Source organism: Streptomyces sp. NPDC044921 (genome assembly GCF_056432865.1).
The window spans coordinates 1-14,262 of record NZ_JBWKIF010000031.1; the positions used below are offsets into that span (position 1 = coordinate 1).

General features: G+C 70.6%; 18 protein-coding genes and 1 pseudogene. All 19 read right to left on the reverse strand.

Annotation, left to right across the window (positions count from 1 at the left end; all coding sequences use genetic code 11):
• Nucleotides 1-295: 295 nt before the first annotated feature.
• The 19 genes and pseudogenes from AC07DA_RS33490 to AC07DA_RS33580 all read right to left on the reverse strand — a co-directional run bounded on the left by AC07DA_RS33490 (nt 296) and on the right by AC07DA_RS33580 (nt 14,066).
• Nucleotides 296-1,318: a SpaA isopeptide-forming pilin-related protein gene (locus tag AC07DA_RS33490; protein ID WP_351348540.1), complete on the reverse strand. Its 1,023-nt coding sequence runs from the start codon at nt 1,316-1,318 to the stop codon at nt 296-298.
• 116 nt (nt 1,319-1,434) lie between these two features.
• Nucleotides 1,435-2,145: an SPDY domain-containing protein gene (locus AC07DA_RS33495; protein WP_479132016.1), complete on the reverse strand. Its 711-nt coding sequence runs from the start codon at nt 2,143-2,145 to the stop codon at nt 1,435-1,437.
• A 33-nt stretch (nt 2,146-2,178) separates the two neighbouring features.
• Nucleotides 2,179-2,670: a hypothetical protein gene (locus AC07DA_RS33500; protein ID WP_351348534.1), complete on the reverse strand. Its 492-nt coding sequence runs from the start codon at nt 2,668-2,670 to the stop codon at nt 2,179-2,181.
• 18 nt (nt 2,671-2,688) lie between these two features.
• On the reverse strand, nt 2,689-3,549 hold the full coding sequence (locus AC07DA_RS33505; RefSeq protein WP_351348531.1) for an SPDY domain-containing protein: 861 nt from the start codon (nt 3,547-3,549) through the stop codon (nt 2,689-2,691).
• Between the two features lie 28 nt (nt 3,550-3,577).
• Complete coding sequence (locus AC07DA_RS33510) at nt 3,578-4,198, reverse strand: HAD family hydrolase (RefSeq protein WP_470815039.1); 621 nt, start codon at nt 4,196-4,198, stop codon at nt 3,578-3,580.
• Nucleotides 4,195-5,312: pseudogene (locus AC07DA_RS33515) on the reverse strand (MFS transporter). Before AC07DA_RS33515 ends, AC07DA_RS33510 begins: the two are co-directional and overlap by 4 nt.
• A 32-nt stretch (nt 5,313-5,344) precedes the next feature.
• Nucleotides 5,345-6,571, reverse strand: a complete 1,227-nt coding sequence (locus AC07DA_RS33520) for an ATP-grasp domain-containing protein (protein ID WP_479132036.1) — start codon at nt 6,569-6,571, stop codon at nt 5,345-5,347.
• A 91-nt stretch (nt 6,572-6,662) separates the two neighbouring features.
• Nucleotides 6,663-6,983, reverse strand: coding sequence for a hypothetical protein (locus AC07DA_RS33525; RefSeq protein WP_479132017.1), 321 nt, complete (start codon nt 6,981-6,983; stop codon nt 6,663-6,665).
• A 29-nt stretch (nt 6,984-7,012) separates the two neighbouring features.
• Nucleotides 7,013-8,140: an MFS transporter gene (locus tag AC07DA_RS33530; protein ID WP_479132019.1), complete on the reverse strand. Its 1,128-nt coding sequence runs from the start codon at nt 8,138-8,140 to the stop codon at nt 7,013-7,015.
• An 86-nt stretch (nt 8,141-8,226) separates the two neighbouring features.
• Nucleotides 8,227-8,727: a hypothetical protein gene (locus AC07DA_RS33535; protein ID WP_381079679.1), complete on the reverse strand. Its 501-nt coding sequence runs from the start codon at nt 8,725-8,727 to the stop codon at nt 8,227-8,229.
• Nucleotides 8,724-9,575: a winged helix-turn-helix transcriptional regulator gene (locus tag AC07DA_RS33540; protein WP_479132020.1), complete on the reverse strand. Its 852-nt coding sequence runs from the start codon at nt 9,573-9,575 to the stop codon at nt 8,724-8,726. Before AC07DA_RS33540 ends, AC07DA_RS33535 begins: the two co-directional genes overlap by 4 nt.
• 39 nt (nt 9,576-9,614) lie before the next feature.
• Complete coding sequence (locus AC07DA_RS33545) at nt 9,615-10,037, reverse strand: hypothetical protein (protein WP_381079683.1); 423 nt, start codon at nt 10,035-10,037, stop codon at nt 9,615-9,617.
• A gap of 22 nt (nt 10,038-10,059) precedes the next feature.
• A complete protein-coding gene (locus AC07DA_RS33550) occupies nt 10,060-10,509 on the reverse strand; it encodes a hypothetical protein (RefSeq protein ID WP_391700684.1) in 450 nt (149 codons plus the stop codon).
• Entirely contained in the window at nt 10,506-10,973 is a 468-nt protein-coding gene (locus AC07DA_RS33555) for a hypothetical protein (protein ID WP_479132021.1), read from the reverse strand. The genes AC07DA_RS33550 and AC07DA_RS33555 overlap by 4 nt, the downstream gene beginning before the upstream one ends.
• 105 nt (nt 10,974-11,078) lie before the next feature.
• A complete protein-coding gene (locus tag AC07DA_RS33560) occupies nt 11,079-11,414 on the reverse strand; it encodes an SH3 domain-containing protein (protein WP_203349077.1) in 336 nt (111 codons plus the stop codon).
• Between the two features lie 152 nt (nt 11,415-11,566).
• Nucleotides 11,567-12,313 carry a hypothetical protein gene (locus AC07DA_RS33565; RefSeq protein WP_351348526.1) on the reverse strand — a complete coding sequence of 249 codons (747 nt, stop codon included), beginning with the start codon at nt 12,311-12,313 and terminating at the stop codon, nt 11,567-11,569.
• Between the two features lie 13 nt (nt 12,314-12,326).
• The gene (locus tag AC07DA_RS33570) at nt 12,327-13,022 is read right to left on the reverse strand and encodes a hypothetical protein (RefSeq protein ID WP_351348523.1); all 696 of its coding nucleotides are present in this window, start codon (nt 13,020-13,022) and stop codon (nt 12,327-12,329) included.
• A 16-nt stretch (nt 13,023-13,038) separates the two neighbouring features.
• Complete coding sequence (locus AC07DA_RS33575) at nt 13,039-13,521, reverse strand: hypothetical protein (RefSeq protein WP_058082976.1); 483 nt, start codon at nt 13,519-13,521, stop codon at nt 13,039-13,041.
• Nucleotides 13,518-14,066, reverse strand: coding sequence for a DUF4913 domain-containing protein (locus AC07DA_RS33580; RefSeq protein WP_058084157.1), 549 nt, complete (start codon nt 14,064-14,066; stop codon nt 13,518-13,520). Before AC07DA_RS33580 ends, AC07DA_RS33575 begins: the two co-directional genes overlap by 4 nt.
• Nucleotides 14,067-14,262 lie beyond the last annotated feature (196 nt).

Consider the following 14,262-nt stretch of genomic DNA (forward strand, 5'->3'; position numbering starts at 1 on the left):
CGCTACGAAAAGACCGCCGCCATCTACCTGGCCGGACTCCACATCGCGGGCATCTTCCTCTGGTCCGCCCGGTGATCCAAACGAAACTGCCTAGCGGAGCTGGTCACCTGCCTACGCGGCGCCCGGGAGTTCCTCGTTGAAGGGATGAACGCGCCGATCAACCCATAGCGCGCCGACTTCCGGTGCTCTTCCAAGGCGCCTGGTGTAAGCCACCGCCCCACAGGTGGGCTGAACAGCCGAGAGCCCCCGGTCCGCGAGGGTTCCGGGGGCAATTGGGCTCTGTGCTCAGCTGTGGTCAGTTGTCGGCAGGGGTTTCCTCACTGTCGGTCCTGGCTCGTCGCCGAGCGGCAATGACGGCGGTGGTGCCACCGGCGACAAGGAGTCCCGCGCCGCCCAGGAGCCACGGGCTGGCGTCGGCTCCGGTGTGGGCCAGAGAACCGACCGAGGCCGTGGGCGATGGATCATCGGTCGCGTCCTGCACCGGGGCGGTCGAAGGTGCGGTTTCGGGTGTGCCGGAGGTGGCCGGGTTGGGTCCGGATCCGCCGGAGGTTCCGCTGGTCGGCTCGTCCCCTGGTGCGGACGGGGTGTGGGTGGGCTTCTTGGTCGGGGGGTTCGACGAAGTCGAACGCTTCGAGTTGGTGACGTTCACGGTGACCGGGTCGCCTGGGCCTGCGGTGAAGGTCTTGGTGCGCGTGTAGAGGTCGTATCCGGCGGGAGCCTTGGTCTCTTTGATCCAGAACTCGGCCTTCCGGCTGCTCACCGGCAGGTCACCGGTGGCCGTTCCCTTGGGCCCGGTGGTGAGGGTGAGCAGGATCGTGTCGCCGCTGCCGATGTTCACGGTGGCGCCGGGCAGGAGCTTGCCGGTCTTGTCGTCCTTGGCCTGGAGCAGGACGTGGCCGGGCTTGAACGGGGCGACGATGGCCAGGCGGGTTGTGCCGCCGGGTGTGACGATCACGTCCTGGTCGGCGACGACGTCATAGAGGGGGCTGCCGGCGGCGGTCTCCTTCAGCCGGTAGACGCCCGGGGCGAGGCCGGGGAAGGTCAGCGTTCCCTGTGCGTCGGTTGTGCCGTGCCCGGCCTCCTGGCCCGTGGCGTCGAGAAGCAGATATGAGGCGCCCTGGACAACGTCCCCGGCCGGGTCCTTCGTGGTGAGCGCGACACTTCCGGCATCGGGTGCCAGGGTCTCGGTGAGGGTGGTGCTGGAGGGCGTCGGCTGGGAGGGCTGTGCGGTCGCTGCCGGTGCCCAGGTAAGGGTGCCGACCACTGCGGCGGCGATGGCCGTGGAGCGGACGGTGCCGCGGACGGTACGGGGGTGCACGAAGAAGGGGCTCCTTGGTGGCGGGTACTGGCGTTAGCGGGTTCGGCTCATAGCCAGTCTTGGAGGCGGCGTAGCGACCGGGGGAAAGGGCTCGTTCTGCTTGGCCGTTGTGGTCGCTATGGAGACGTGGTGGCGCGTGAAGAAGGGATGTCCTTCACGGTGCGCTCTAGCGGTTCGGTGGAGAGCAGGGAGGCGGTGAACGCTGCGACCAGCGCGACGCGGGTTGATGGTGAGAACTGCACGCGCCAGTCAGGGTTGGCCGGCAGGCCGCCCCAGATCCGCCAGGACGGCGCGAGGTCGGAGCTGGGGGTCCTGTCGTACTGGTGCTGCATCCCGCTCAGGGCGTCTGGGGCGAGGAAGGTCTGGGTGCCGTCGGTCTTGATCGTGTGCCTCCAGCCGTGGGCGAGCAGCGGGACGTACGCCTCCTGCGCTGGCGTCTGGGACTGGAACAGATGATCTTTGTCGCTGTGTCGGCCTTCGAGGTACAGGTCGAGTAGTTCGCTGTGCACGTCGCCGAGCAGCTCGACCGGCGTGGTGGCGTCAGAGGTGATCTGCCAGGTGGCCGGGCCGAAGGGGTCGCGGTGTGCGGCGGTGATCCACTGCATGTGGCCCCGCCTGTTGGGGTCGGGGACGTAGCCGGTACGGAGCCGAAGGCACGGGCTGCACGCGACCGCCCCTTCCTCCTTTGAAGGCTGATGCAGGGACCAGTCGTCGTCGAAGGGGAAGGGCCAGATGGCTCGGAAGTCGACCGAGCCGGGACCCGCCAGGTGGCGGGGCAGAACGCGCACCGTCTGATCACGGTCGGGGTCTTCGAAGGGGTCGGGCAACAGAAAGGGATCCTGTCTGTGGGAATTTCGTGGTCAGCGGGCCCTCGCGGCGCTGCGTTGAGCCGCCGGCGACGGGACCGGCCGCGCCGTCCGGCCCGCGGCTCGGCTGAGGGCGGGTGCCGGCCACGTACCGGGGAACCACACAGCGCTGTACTGCTCGATCGCATCACGCAGGCCGTTTGTGTGGGCCCCTTCCCACGGCACCCAGTCGGGTCGGTCCTTGAACTCCTTGAACGTGCCGTAGCCCGAGTTGTGCGGCTGAAGGCCGCGCGTGGAGTCGCGGTGATCGAACGTCCCGTGATCGGCGAACCGCAGAACGGTGACGTCCAGTTGCCCGCAGTCCTGGTGGAGGGTAGCGAGGCGGAGGCCGGCGTACTCGTTGGCCCATTGGGTGGGGCTGAAGTCGATCCGCAGCCGCAGCGGTCCCCCGGGTACGGGGGTGGCGTAGTAGGTGTCGCCGACAACGGCACTGTCGGCGAAGGGCAAGTCGAGTTGGGCGAAGAACTCGGGGGCGTGCATGGCCATGTGGGTCTCCCGGTGGTGTCAGCGGTGTGGCCCGGCCAGCACGGGTCGGCTGGTGGTGCTCCAGCGCGGGACGCTGGCAGCGGGCCGGGCGGTCGGGCGGCGGGTGACGGCACGCTGGACATCGAGCGGGGTCGGAGCCGGCGGGCTCGGCGGGACGATGGAGGTGACCTGGCCCTTGCTCTTGACGTAGCTGTAGGTGTCCTCGCGCCAGCGAGGCAGCGGCGCCGGGTCGGAGACGCACTCGGTGACGGCCTTGAGCAGAGCCACGGGGGTGTCCGTGCTGGCAGTGGCGTACCAGTAGGGCCGGTCGATGGAGGTGCCGGCCCACAGCTGCCAGCGTGCCCCACGGGTGGTCAGCTCGGTTTCCGGGTCGAGGTCGCCGGTGGTGTATTCGAGCCCGGCCAGCTTGTCGGGTGACTGGACGGCGAAGACGCCCCAGCGGGGCCGGTCGATGAGCCAGCCCCGGTTGATGAGTGGTGCGACCGCGAGGAAGGGGTCATGGTCTTTGTCCCCCGAGAGGGGTCTGGCCAGGTAGCTGTCCGGCCCCTGCTGATATGCCTCGGCGAGCGCGGTGGTGAAGGCGGTGACGAACTCCGTCGGACAGGAGTCGTTGAAGCACACGCCCCAGACGGGCGGGCCGAAGGGGTCTTTGTAGGCGTTGATGCGCCACAGGCCGTCGTCCTCGCCCTCGGGGAGGTAGCCGAGGCGGACCTTGCTGTCGGGCGCGGTCAGGTAGGCGTTGCCGAGATCGTCGTGGCGGAGTTCCCAACCGAGGTTGCGCAGCGGGTCGAGGCCGGGATCGCCGATCGCGGTGGCGCGGGCAAGGTAGCGCGGGGAGACGTAGACGTCCCCGTCGATGGTGTCGTCGTGAGGTAGCACAGGATCCTGGACAGTGAGGTGGGGCGGTTCACGCCGTGGGGAGCAGTGCCGCTTCAAGGACGGCGGGCCGACCGGTGTAGTGCAGCGCGGTCAGCCCCAGGCTGCGAGCGGCCTGGCAGTTGTCGGCGCGGTCGTCTACGAACAACACGCGCTCCGGGTTGCGGGCGCCGGTGGCCGCAAGGGCATGGTGGTAGGCGGACGGGTCGGGCTTGCACGCCTCCAGCCGGGCCGAGTACAGGGCCTGGGTCATCAGCTGCTGCCAGTCGTGGGTGTCGAGCACGTCGCTGAGGTGGCGGGGTGCGTTGGACAGGAGCACCATCGGCAGTCCCTTCCGGTGGACGCGGCGAAGGACGGCCAGGACGTGCTCGTCCGTTCCGGTCCACATGTCGGTGTCCGCGGTGAGGAGTTCGCGCAGGAGCCGGGGGCCGGGGTGGGAGCCGAGGACGCGGGCCCAGTACGCCATGTCGCTGAGCTGGCCGGCGTCGTAGGGTTCGCGGGCACTCCAGAAGGCGCGCTGGAAACCGGTGAGGTCGTCGTCGGGCCAGGACGCGGTGCGAGCGAGGCGGAGCCACTGGCTGCGAGTGGGCTGCAGGCCGATGACGCCGTTGTAGTCGAGGATCACGGCGTCGAGGCCGGTGTGGCGGGTCAAGAGGTGGTGTTCTCCAGGGCGCGGTGGGCGAGGAAGGCGATGGCGGCTGCGAGGAGGGCGGGCAGCAGAAGTGCCGTGGACAAGGTGGTGGTGCTGGCGAGGGCACCGATGAGTGCGGGGCCGGCCAGCAGGCCGAGGTAGCCGGTGACGGAGACCGCGGCCACGGCCTTCGGTCCGCCGGTCCCGGCGGCGGTGATCAGGCAGGGGACCGTGCCGGACAGGCCGAGTCCGAAGACCGTCCAGCCGGCCAGGGCCGCGGGCACGCTGTCGGCCAGGACACCGACCGTCAGGCCGGTGGCGGCGAGCAGTGCGCCGGTACGGACCACGGTGGGGGCGCCGAAGACGGCGGTGAGCCGGTCGCCGCTCAGCCGTCCCAGGGCCATGGCGGCGCTGTAGAGGGCGAACGCGCTCGCTGCGACGGCCGTGGTGGCGTGCAGGGAGTGAGCGTGCACGGCGGCCCAGTCGGCTGCCGCCCCCTCCCCCAGCAGACTTGCGGCCGCCAGTGCACCCAGCAGCCACAGCCTCGTGGGCGCCAGTGGCGCCTGGGCAGCGCCGGAGCCGGCGTTGTTGGACGTCAGAGGTTGATCGGTGCCGTGCAGGGCGAGGGTGCTTGGTCCGGCAGCGAACACAGCAGCGGTCAGCGTCAGGCCGGTGGCGAGGAACAGGGTGTGGTGGCTGATCGCGGCGGTGGCGGCGGCCAGGGCGGCGGCCAGCGCGCCGAGGGAGTAGGCGGCGTGCAGGGAGGACATGATGGGCCGGCCGTAGGCGTTCTGGCAGCGCACCGCCGCGGAGTTCGCGGCGACGTCCAGGACGCCGTGCGCGATGCCGAAGGCGAGCGACGCCGCGAGCAGCGAGGCCAGGGTGCGGCACTGCCCCAGCACGGCGAGAGCCCCGGCGAGGCCGACAGCTCCGCCCATCAGAAGCACGGGAAGCCGCTTTGGCCGGGCGAGGCGGCCACCGGTTTGCAGGCCGGCGACCATGCCGAGGGCGGCGGCGAGCAGGACCCAGGACAGCTGGGCGGTGTGAGGTGGGCGGCGTGCTGGACGGCGGGCATCCGGGCGCCCCAGATGGCCATCACCACGCCCAGGCCGAGGAAGTAGCCGGTCAGCAGCATCCGGCTGCGGCGGGCAGCGGTGGTGGGACGGCTCACGCGGCGCGACCTCCGGTGCCAGACGCATCGCCCTCGAGGGGCGCGATGTCGATGTGGAGGCGGCGGGCGGCCTGTTCGGCGCGTGCTCGTGCGAGGTCGGCGGTGGGAGCGGTGGTGATCAGGTAGCCGATGCGGGCGGTGAACATGGTGCCGCCGTCGGCCGGGAGGAGGAGTGGGTCTCCGGCCTGGTGCTGGAAGTGGACGCGTTCCAGCCAGCGCGGGCAGATGCCGTCGAAGTAGACGCGGCCCAGGGTGCCGGAGACGTCCGGGTAGATCAGCTGGATCGCGGCGGCCGAGGAGCGGTTGGGGGTGAGATCGGGTGCCCGGCCGCAGGCGATGTCGGCGGCGGCGCGCGGCAGGTCGATGCCGGTCGCCAGGTGCACGAGGTGGCCAATCATGTCGCCGGCGATCCGGCCGTTGACCTCGACCAGCCTCGGCTGGCCGTCGACCAGGCGCATCTCGACGTGGCTGACACCGTCGGTGATCCCCAGAGCGCGGATCGCGGCGCATGCTGCGGGGGCGACCACGTCGAGCAGCGGATCAGCGGCGTCCACCACGTGGGCCAGTTCCTCGAAGTACGGCGGGTCGCTGACCGTCTTGCGGGTCACCGCGACCACGGTGGTCTTGCCCCGGTAGGTGACGCACTCCACCGACACCTCCGGCCCGTCGAGATACTCCTCGACCAGCACGCTCGTGCTCTCTTGCCCCAGACCGGCGGCCTTCTTGGCGAACGCGTACGCGGCCGTGAGCTGTCCGGGGGTGTCGGCGCGGATCACGCCGATGCTGGCCGCGTGCGCGGCTGGCTTCAGCACGACCGGGTAGCCGATCCGCTCGGCCGCCGCCTCGGCCTCGGCCTCGGTGCGTACCGTCATCGAGGCGGCCGACGGGACCCCGTGCTGGGCGAACAGGCTGCGCGAGACGGCCTTGTTGCGGCACGCCTGCATGACCTCGGGGGCGTTGGTGGGCAGGCCGAGCCGGCGCGCGAGGCGGGCGACGGGGACGAGGTACCACTCGGTCCAGGTGAACACGCCTGCCAGGTCGTAGCGGTCGGCCAGCGCCTGCCCGGCGGCCGACAGCTGTACCGGGTCGGCCGGGTCGGGCACCACCACGCAGTCACGGAGATAGGGCACCTCCCACGACGGCTCCTCACCGGTGATCAGGACGACGTCGTAGGCGGCGGCCACGGACTGGAGGCAGTAGCCGCGGTACGCCTCGGCTTCCATGTCGGCGGCGGCGACGACCAGGACGACAGGACGGTGGGACAAGTACGAACTCCTCAGAGATCAACGGGGGATGAAAGGGCCGTGGGAGGCTTTACGGGCTGCGTCGGCGGCGGACCTCGATCACGGACGCCCACTCCGGGTGGGTGGCGAGCAGCCTGCGCGCGTAGAGGGCGGTGTAGTTGTTGTTCAGGCCCTTGACCCCTGCTGGCTGGCGCCAGCGCAGGGCCTCGAACAGCGCCTTCATCCCGACTCGCTTGGCTCCGGCGGCAAGACGTTTCTCAACGAGCCGTTCTAAAGACCGGTAGATCCAGGGGTACTGGGCGTCGAAGGCGCGGAACTGTTCGGTGATCGTGGGTCCGTCCCGGTACGGGAAGTCGAGGCCGGGCAGTCCGTCCTGCACGGTGGAGGGCATGCGGGCAGCGGTTCCTTTCGGGGTGGGGTTCAGGCGGGCGTGGTGCGCAGGGTGCGCAGCCGGGCGAAGGCGGTGAAGAGGCCGAGGGCCTGCATGAGGGCGGTGACGGTGACGGCGTGCCCGATCTGGGCGGGCGGGACGACTGCGACGAGCAGTCCGGCGGCGGGAAAGGGCACCAGGAGCAGCAGGATGGTCAGGCTCAGGGTGCTGCCGAAGACCTCGGGCGGGATGAGGTGGGAGCGCAAGGTGCGCAGGACGACGGTGAGGCCGCCTTCGCCGGCCATCAGCACGGCGATCAGCAGGACGTATTCGGGGTAGGTGTCGGCCTTGGCGACCGCGAAGGTGGCTGCCGCGGCAAGGGCGGCTGCGGTGGCGCCAACCGGCCACAGCCCCCACCGGTCGATCGCCCGGCGCGCGAGTGCGATGGCGAGCAGGGAGGTGACAGCGGCGGCGGACCAGATGAGTCCAGCGTCGGCGCTGGAGCGGCCCAGCTCGGTGACCACGATCACCGGCATCGCCGCCTGCAACAGGGCGATGGCCGTATTGGAGACGAGCAGGCCGCCCACCAGCCAGGCCAGGGCAGGAAGGGCACGCAGAGTGCCCCAGCCTGCCCGCACACCACTCCTGCTCGCGGGGGAACGGCTCGGCGCGGTCGGCCGGCGCGGAAGCAGCGCGGCGGCGAGCAGTGAGAGGGCGGCGAGCGTGCTGAGCATGAGCGCCGGCCCGCCGTACTTCAGCAGCAAGCCGGAAACGAGAGGGCCGGCCAGCATGGCGGTCTGGTCGATCCCCAGCAGGACGGACTGCACCCGGTGCGCCCGCGATCCGGCTGTCCGGCTCGCCTCGCCGCCAGCCGTTTCCACAGCGATGTAACTGCACTCCGTGAGGAAGCCGCTGACCGGGGCGAGCGCCATCACGGTGACCGCCGCCGGCACCCCGACGTCAGGCGCCGCCAGCAGGAGCGCGGCCAGCAGGACGGCAAGAGCCCTGCCGACACACGCGGTACGGAAGATACGGGAGACGCCTTGGCGGTCGACGAGGGAGCCGGCCACCGTGAACGCCACCAGGCGCGGCATCCACTCCAGCGCGAACGCGACGCCCGTCAGGGTTGCCGACCTTGTCATCGCGACCACGATGAGCGGGATGCCATAGGTGGTCATCGCGAACGCGGCACCGTCAGCCGAGCGGGGCAGGTAGACGCTGCGGAACAAGGAAGGGTGGTCGGCGTGCCGGGCTCTGCCAGCCCTCACGCGGCCAGCACGGGCTCGGCGCCCTGGACAAGCTGCGGGTTCTCGTGGAGCCACTGGGTAAGAAGGTCGCCCGGGCTGGCATGCTTCTCACCGGTCTCGATAACCGGAGCGCCTTCCCGCCCCTCCTGCGAAGTGAGAGCGGTAGGCACGGCGTAGAGCGAGAGGGCGTGCTGGACGCGGCTGGTGAAGTCGCAGACCGGAGCGGGAAGGCAGTGGTGGCGCGCCCAGCGGGCCATCGCGTCGTAGACGTCGGCCAGGCCGGATCCGGACGGTGTCAGGGTGAGCCCGGCACCAGGCCGGTTGTGGACCAGCCGGAGAGCGCGAGCTTGTTCGACGGAATGCCGCAGCTGAGGGACTGGCAGGTCGGGGAGGGTGCGGGTCAGGCTGCGCGGCGGGATGGGGCCGTTGTCGTCGATCTCGGTGACAAGGCGGATCAGACCGGGTGCGGACAGCACCGTGCAGGCGTGCCGGATGGCGGCCGGGGTGAGGGTGGTCATCGGCGTGGTGCTCCAGTATGAAGTGCCACCAGCGGGCGGGGTGGGGTGGCGTGGGAGAAGAGGGCGTTGCGCTGCCAGGCCGGCGGCGATGTCTGATCGGTCTTGGTGGGTGCCGGTGTGGTCGCCGGGGTGACGGTCCGCGCCTGGCTGCTGAGCCACATCCGCTGTTGCGGTGTGGCGCTGGTCTGTCCCCAGACCGGGTGCTGTCCGGCCTGGGCGAGGGGCTGGCCGGCGGACCATGCCGACAGGGCGCCCAGGAGGGGCCCGAGGCCGTCGCCGGCGGCGGACAGGCGGTAGGGCTGGCCGATCCCGTCGGTTGTGACGAGACCGTCGTCCACGAGCTGCCGCAGCGGGGGGTAGATGTTGGTCCAGTCGCTGCCGGGCATGACCGTCTGGGCCAGAGCCCGGCCGCTGGCTTCTCCCCGGATCTTGAGCGCCCACAGGATCGCGGCGGCGTGCCGCCGGGTCAGGAGTGTGAGGCTGTCCTCGATCTGTTCGATCGCGGTCAGCGGCTGCTCCGCCTTCTCCAGGTACTGCTCGGCCCAGGTGACGATCAGCGGCAGGACCGGCAGCAGCGCGGTGGCACGGTCGGTATGCCCATAGGTGACGTGCCGCAGGGTGTGCTCGTTTCGCTGGACGAGACCGGCCTCGCACAGCTGCCGCACCTTGGGGTGCAGCTGGCCGTCGCGCAGCCAGGACACCTTGGCCGCGAGTTCGCTGTAGCGCAGCGGCTGCCCGTTCAGGGCGAGCAGGATCCGCACGTTCCAGCGCGGCGTGATCATGGCGAGTGCCTCGGTGACCCGGGCGACGTCGGCGTCGGTGTCGGGCGGCAGACCGGTGAGGGCCAAGGAAGAAACTCCTGTGATCGTGACGGATACGCGTGCGGGTCAGCGGCTCGGCGTGCTGCTCGTGGCGGCAGCGGCAGGGCCCGTGGGCACCGTGGTGGTGGGTGGGGCCGGGGACGGCTCCCGCGGCTCGGCCTGCCCGGCCGGCTCGGTGCGCACCAGGCTCTGCAGCACCGCCGACGCCGCGACCGCCTGGGTGTCCCGGACGGCGACCGCCTCGGCGAGACGGCGGGCGCAGTCGAGCACGTGCACCACCTCGTGGGCACTGATCTTCCGCCCGACGTGGATAAGTTGGGCGAGGCGTTCGCGGTGGAAGGTGATGCTGCGCTCGGCGAAGTCGAGCGTGTCGTGCAGGCCGAGGAGGGCGGTGAGCATGCCGGGCGGCTGGTCTCGGGCATGTACTTCGAGGGCGGCGAGCGGAGCGCCGTAGAGGTCCTCGATCCGTCCGGCAATCTCGGTGGACATCGGGTGGGTCAAGCCGGGGCTTTCACAGTCGGCGGGCCCGGGTCGCCCCGGCACCCGTGGGTGCCGGGGCGACCGCGGTCGGGAACGGGGCGGGGGGACGGGCCGGTTGTGCGGTGCGCGCGGCCCGGGCATGCTGCCCGGGTGCGGGCATGGCACGCAGGAGCTGATCGAGGGCGAAGCGGTAACCGTCGCGGGCATCGAGTGCCGCCTCGAGCCACTGCGCATCCGTCCGCAGGTCCTCGGCGGACAGTTCGCCCATGTCACGGTCCCCGGCCATCGCCGCGTGTACACGGTCACGGACCCGGGCGACCTGCTCCTCGGCCAGAGCCAGGAAGGAGCGCAGCTCCAGAGCCCGGCACAGCGCGGGGGAAGCGTCGGGACGAACCGCTGCCGTGTACAGGTCGCAGACCGGGACGCCGAAGACCTGGTGCAGCCGGTCGTCCGCGGAGCTGGGCTTGAGCCGGGCGCTCACCGCGCAAGGCTCCTTCCCTGCTGCTGGGTGGTCGCCGGCCTCGGCGGGGGGCTGGTGGTGACGGCCGGTCCCTGACGCCCGCGCAAGCGGGCCAGCCGCCGGGCGGCCAGATCCTGCTTGCCCCTGGCCTCCGGGTCGATTAGCCACCGCACAACCATGGCCCGCCCGTCGCGGGCGGTGACGGCAGCGTTGACGCGATGGGCCAACTCCATCGTCGGGTCGTCGACCTCACTGGGCTGGCCGTCCAGCGCGGCCACGAGGGTGTCCTCCGCACGCTCCAGCGCTGCCTGCGATTCGAGGAGAAGGCCGTGCCACTTGACCACGTCGGTGGCCTGCGAGTTGGCGGTCGGCGCAGCGGCGACGGCGGCTTTCAACTGATTCATGCTCATCCCGAAACGGATTTCGATCTGTTCGGTGAGCACGCCCACGACATCGTCTATCGCATCGAGTGGAGCGTCAGACACGAGAGACTCCTCTTGGTAGACACCGGGATCCTCTAACTGGCAGATCCGGGAGGGAATCGAACGCTCAAAAGCGCCGCTATACAGTCGAGTACTGGCGTGCGCGGCTTAGTCGAGGCACATGCGAACGTCGCGGTAGACGTAGGTGGCGGACACCCAGCCCTTCACACCCGTCGTTCGGTCCGTGATGTAGCGCCAGTTGCCGCTGGTCTTGTGGACGGTGAACTTATGCCCGCGGTACAGGATGCCCACGGCGGTGGACTTGGCCGACGCCTTGGAGCGGATGGTCACGGCCTTCGTGCCGATGACCCACGGACCGGGGTCGTTGCAGGACTGGGAGGTCAGGGCGCTGCTCGGGGCGGCCGTGGCGGTGGTCGCCGACGCGATCGGCAGGGCGAGGGCGCCGAGGATCGCAGCGGATACGGCAATGCGGGTTGCGCGCATGCGGAAAGAACCTCCATACGAGGGAAAAGGAATGCTGGGGAGTGCCGAACCCGGGGTGCTCCCGGCGGCCGTATAAGAGTCCGGAGAATCGCCGGTTTGGCCAACCGGCGATCATCGGCTATGTTTCGCCGCGCCGACGGGAAAACGGGGCTTCAGCGTGAGCGGCCAGAGGGCCGGGAGGACGCCGGTTTCGGCGCAGGAGCAGGGCGGGATGGCACCGGGCGGACCGGCGGCAGAGCCTTACTTACGCCACCGAGGCGGTCATCGCACCATTGCAAGGCTTCTTCGACCGAATCGAAGCCGCCCTCGCGCAGTGTGTGCGTTCCCGCTTCGATGTCGACGTCCTCGACTACGACGCGGAATGGGGAGGGGGCGCGCTCGTCCAGGGCCCGCAACACCGCGAGCGTGAGCCAGTCGTCCGGGTCGTCCTGGGTGTGGGACCAGCCGAGCGCGTAGTGGTCCCCGTCTCTCATGAGCCGTTGCTCCAGGGCCTGCGTCGCCTCGTCGGCCGGCGCTGTGCCCCGTTCGGGATCGAGCGTGAGGAACTCGGGCGGACAGCCGCGGCGGATCAGCCAGGACTGCGCCATCGAGGAAAGAGGCAACGTGGCCCGCTCGAAACTGAACGTGCGTCTCTCCAGGTCTCGTTGCAGGTGGAGAGCTACGTACTGCGGCACACCTGGGTGGTCCCAGGTGGCCGAGCCGTCGTACAGGACGTAGAAGCTGCGGGCGCCATCGGCGCTGTGGTGCTCGGCGAGGGAGACGAGCATGTCCTTGTGAACGCTGACGAGACGGAAGAATGCCGCGCTGATCTGCTCGTCGGCGTCAAGGTCGTCCACCCGGAAGCTCAGGGAAGGGGACAGGTCCCGGTCGGCGGGTGGGGATGGTTCGTGGGTGGGCATGCGGTCTTTCAGCTCAGCGTCGCTGTGCCGGTGCGGACGGCCATGCCCCTGGTCGCGCCGTGGGCAACGACGCTTGCGTTGTACGGCGGTTAGCGGTCAGCGCGGCACGGCCGGCGTCGGTCAGACTGACCGGCTGGCCGGCCTGGACGGGATGGCTGGTATCGAGGGCGACGAGACTGGCGGACTGGAGCCGCTGAAGCTCGGCGTAGGGGACGCGGGTGCCTGAGGCGGTGGTCACGGACAGCCGGCCGGTCAGGAGATGCTCGTAGAGCTTGGCGCCGCCGGCGATGGCCAGCAGCGCCGCTTGATCAGCCGCGGTGATCTGCGCCTCGCCGCCACGTTGTGCTGATCGCGCGGCGGCTTCGATCGGCTCCAGCGCGTCGGGCACCCGCCGCATGGCGGCGTCGCGGGATGCGGCGGCCTCCTCCAGCTGGTCCACGGTGCGGTCGATCCGCTCGAACAAAGCGGCATCGACGGGGAACTCCCCGGAGGACAGCCGGTGCAGGAGGGTGCGGTAGAACGTGACGCCGGTCTCGGCCTGGGCCAGTTCCCGATGTCGGTCGACCAGCTCGGTGCGCTCCTGGTCGAGGATGCCGCGGTCGCGGTGGGCCCACAGGGTGTCGACGTCGTGGCCGGTGGCTGCCTCGATGCGAGGGTCGAGCGGGGACACAGCGCGGCGGGCAGCCGTGGGCGCCGGATCAGGGGGCATAGGCGGTTCCTTGTGGTCAGCGAGTGTGAAGCGGGGAGGGGCTCTGCGCGGGGCGGGGCAGGCCCGGCATGGCGGACGGCAGCGGTGCCGGCCTGGGTACGGGACCGCGGGTGACCAGCTGCGGGGAACGGGCGCGTGCCGCGTGGGTGCGGGCGCTGAGCGGTCGGCGGGTCATTCCCAGGCGGCGGCCGACCTCGTCGTAGACGTCGTTGCCCGCCCGCGGCCGTACGGCGACCACGTGGATCTCCCGCCGGTGCGCCGACGACTCGGGCGCCGGGCGGATGCCGTAGACGACCCGCCAGTCCTTGCGAGCGTCCACGAACAGCTTGCGGTAGCCCTCCAGGTCACCAGTCAGGCGGAGCCCGAAGCGCTCGGCGTTCACCACTTCCTGCAGATAGGCGAGGGTGAGATCGCGGATGTCGGATGGCGCCTGGAGCAGGTCGTTCAGGGCACGGGGATCGAAGCTCAGGCCGAAAGCCGGCTGCTGCCCCTCGCTCATGCCGTCAGCCCGTACTCCCCAGGCCCGGACGCCTCCGCCGCGGCGGACTCCTTCTCCGCGCGGGCCGAGGGGGGCGGTCCGGGAAGGAGACGGTGCGCGGGACGGTCCGGGGAGGTCATGCAGGCGGACAGGGGGCCGCCAGGTGCACGGATCGCGGCCATGGCGTGGGTGAGGAAGTCGCGGTGCCAGACAAACATGCCGGCCAGGCCCGCCTCGGGGTCCTTGTGCTGCTGGTAGGCCAGCCACAGGGCGTGCAGCCAGGCGACGACGTCGCTGTGCTCCTGCCATTGCAGGCACCAGGGCGCCGCCGTGGTGACCTCCGCCCCGTAGATCGGCAAGAGGAAGTCGTCGACCCAGTCCGACAGGGCGTCGAGTTCGTCCTCGTACGCCTCGCCCTCCAGCTCCAGGATGGGACGAGGCTCCGGCGCAGCCGGTGCCGGGGATCCACCGAACCCCGGCATGCCGAACGCCGCAAACGGCGAAGCTGCGGGCGGAGCGGAGGCGAGGTGATCCAACTGCCGGGCCTGTTCTGCGGTTTGTTCCATCAGCCGACGGACACTGGCTTCGATCCCCTCCAGCTGCGTGTCCGGGATCCGCACCGGCTCCAGTTCTCCGTCAGCCGGGGGGTCGATGGATTCGGACATGAGAGAAGTAACCTCCTGAGTGCCGCGGAAATGGGGACAGGAACTATCCGGCAGTGCACCGACCGAATGCGGCGGTCGACACGGATTCGTATGTGGC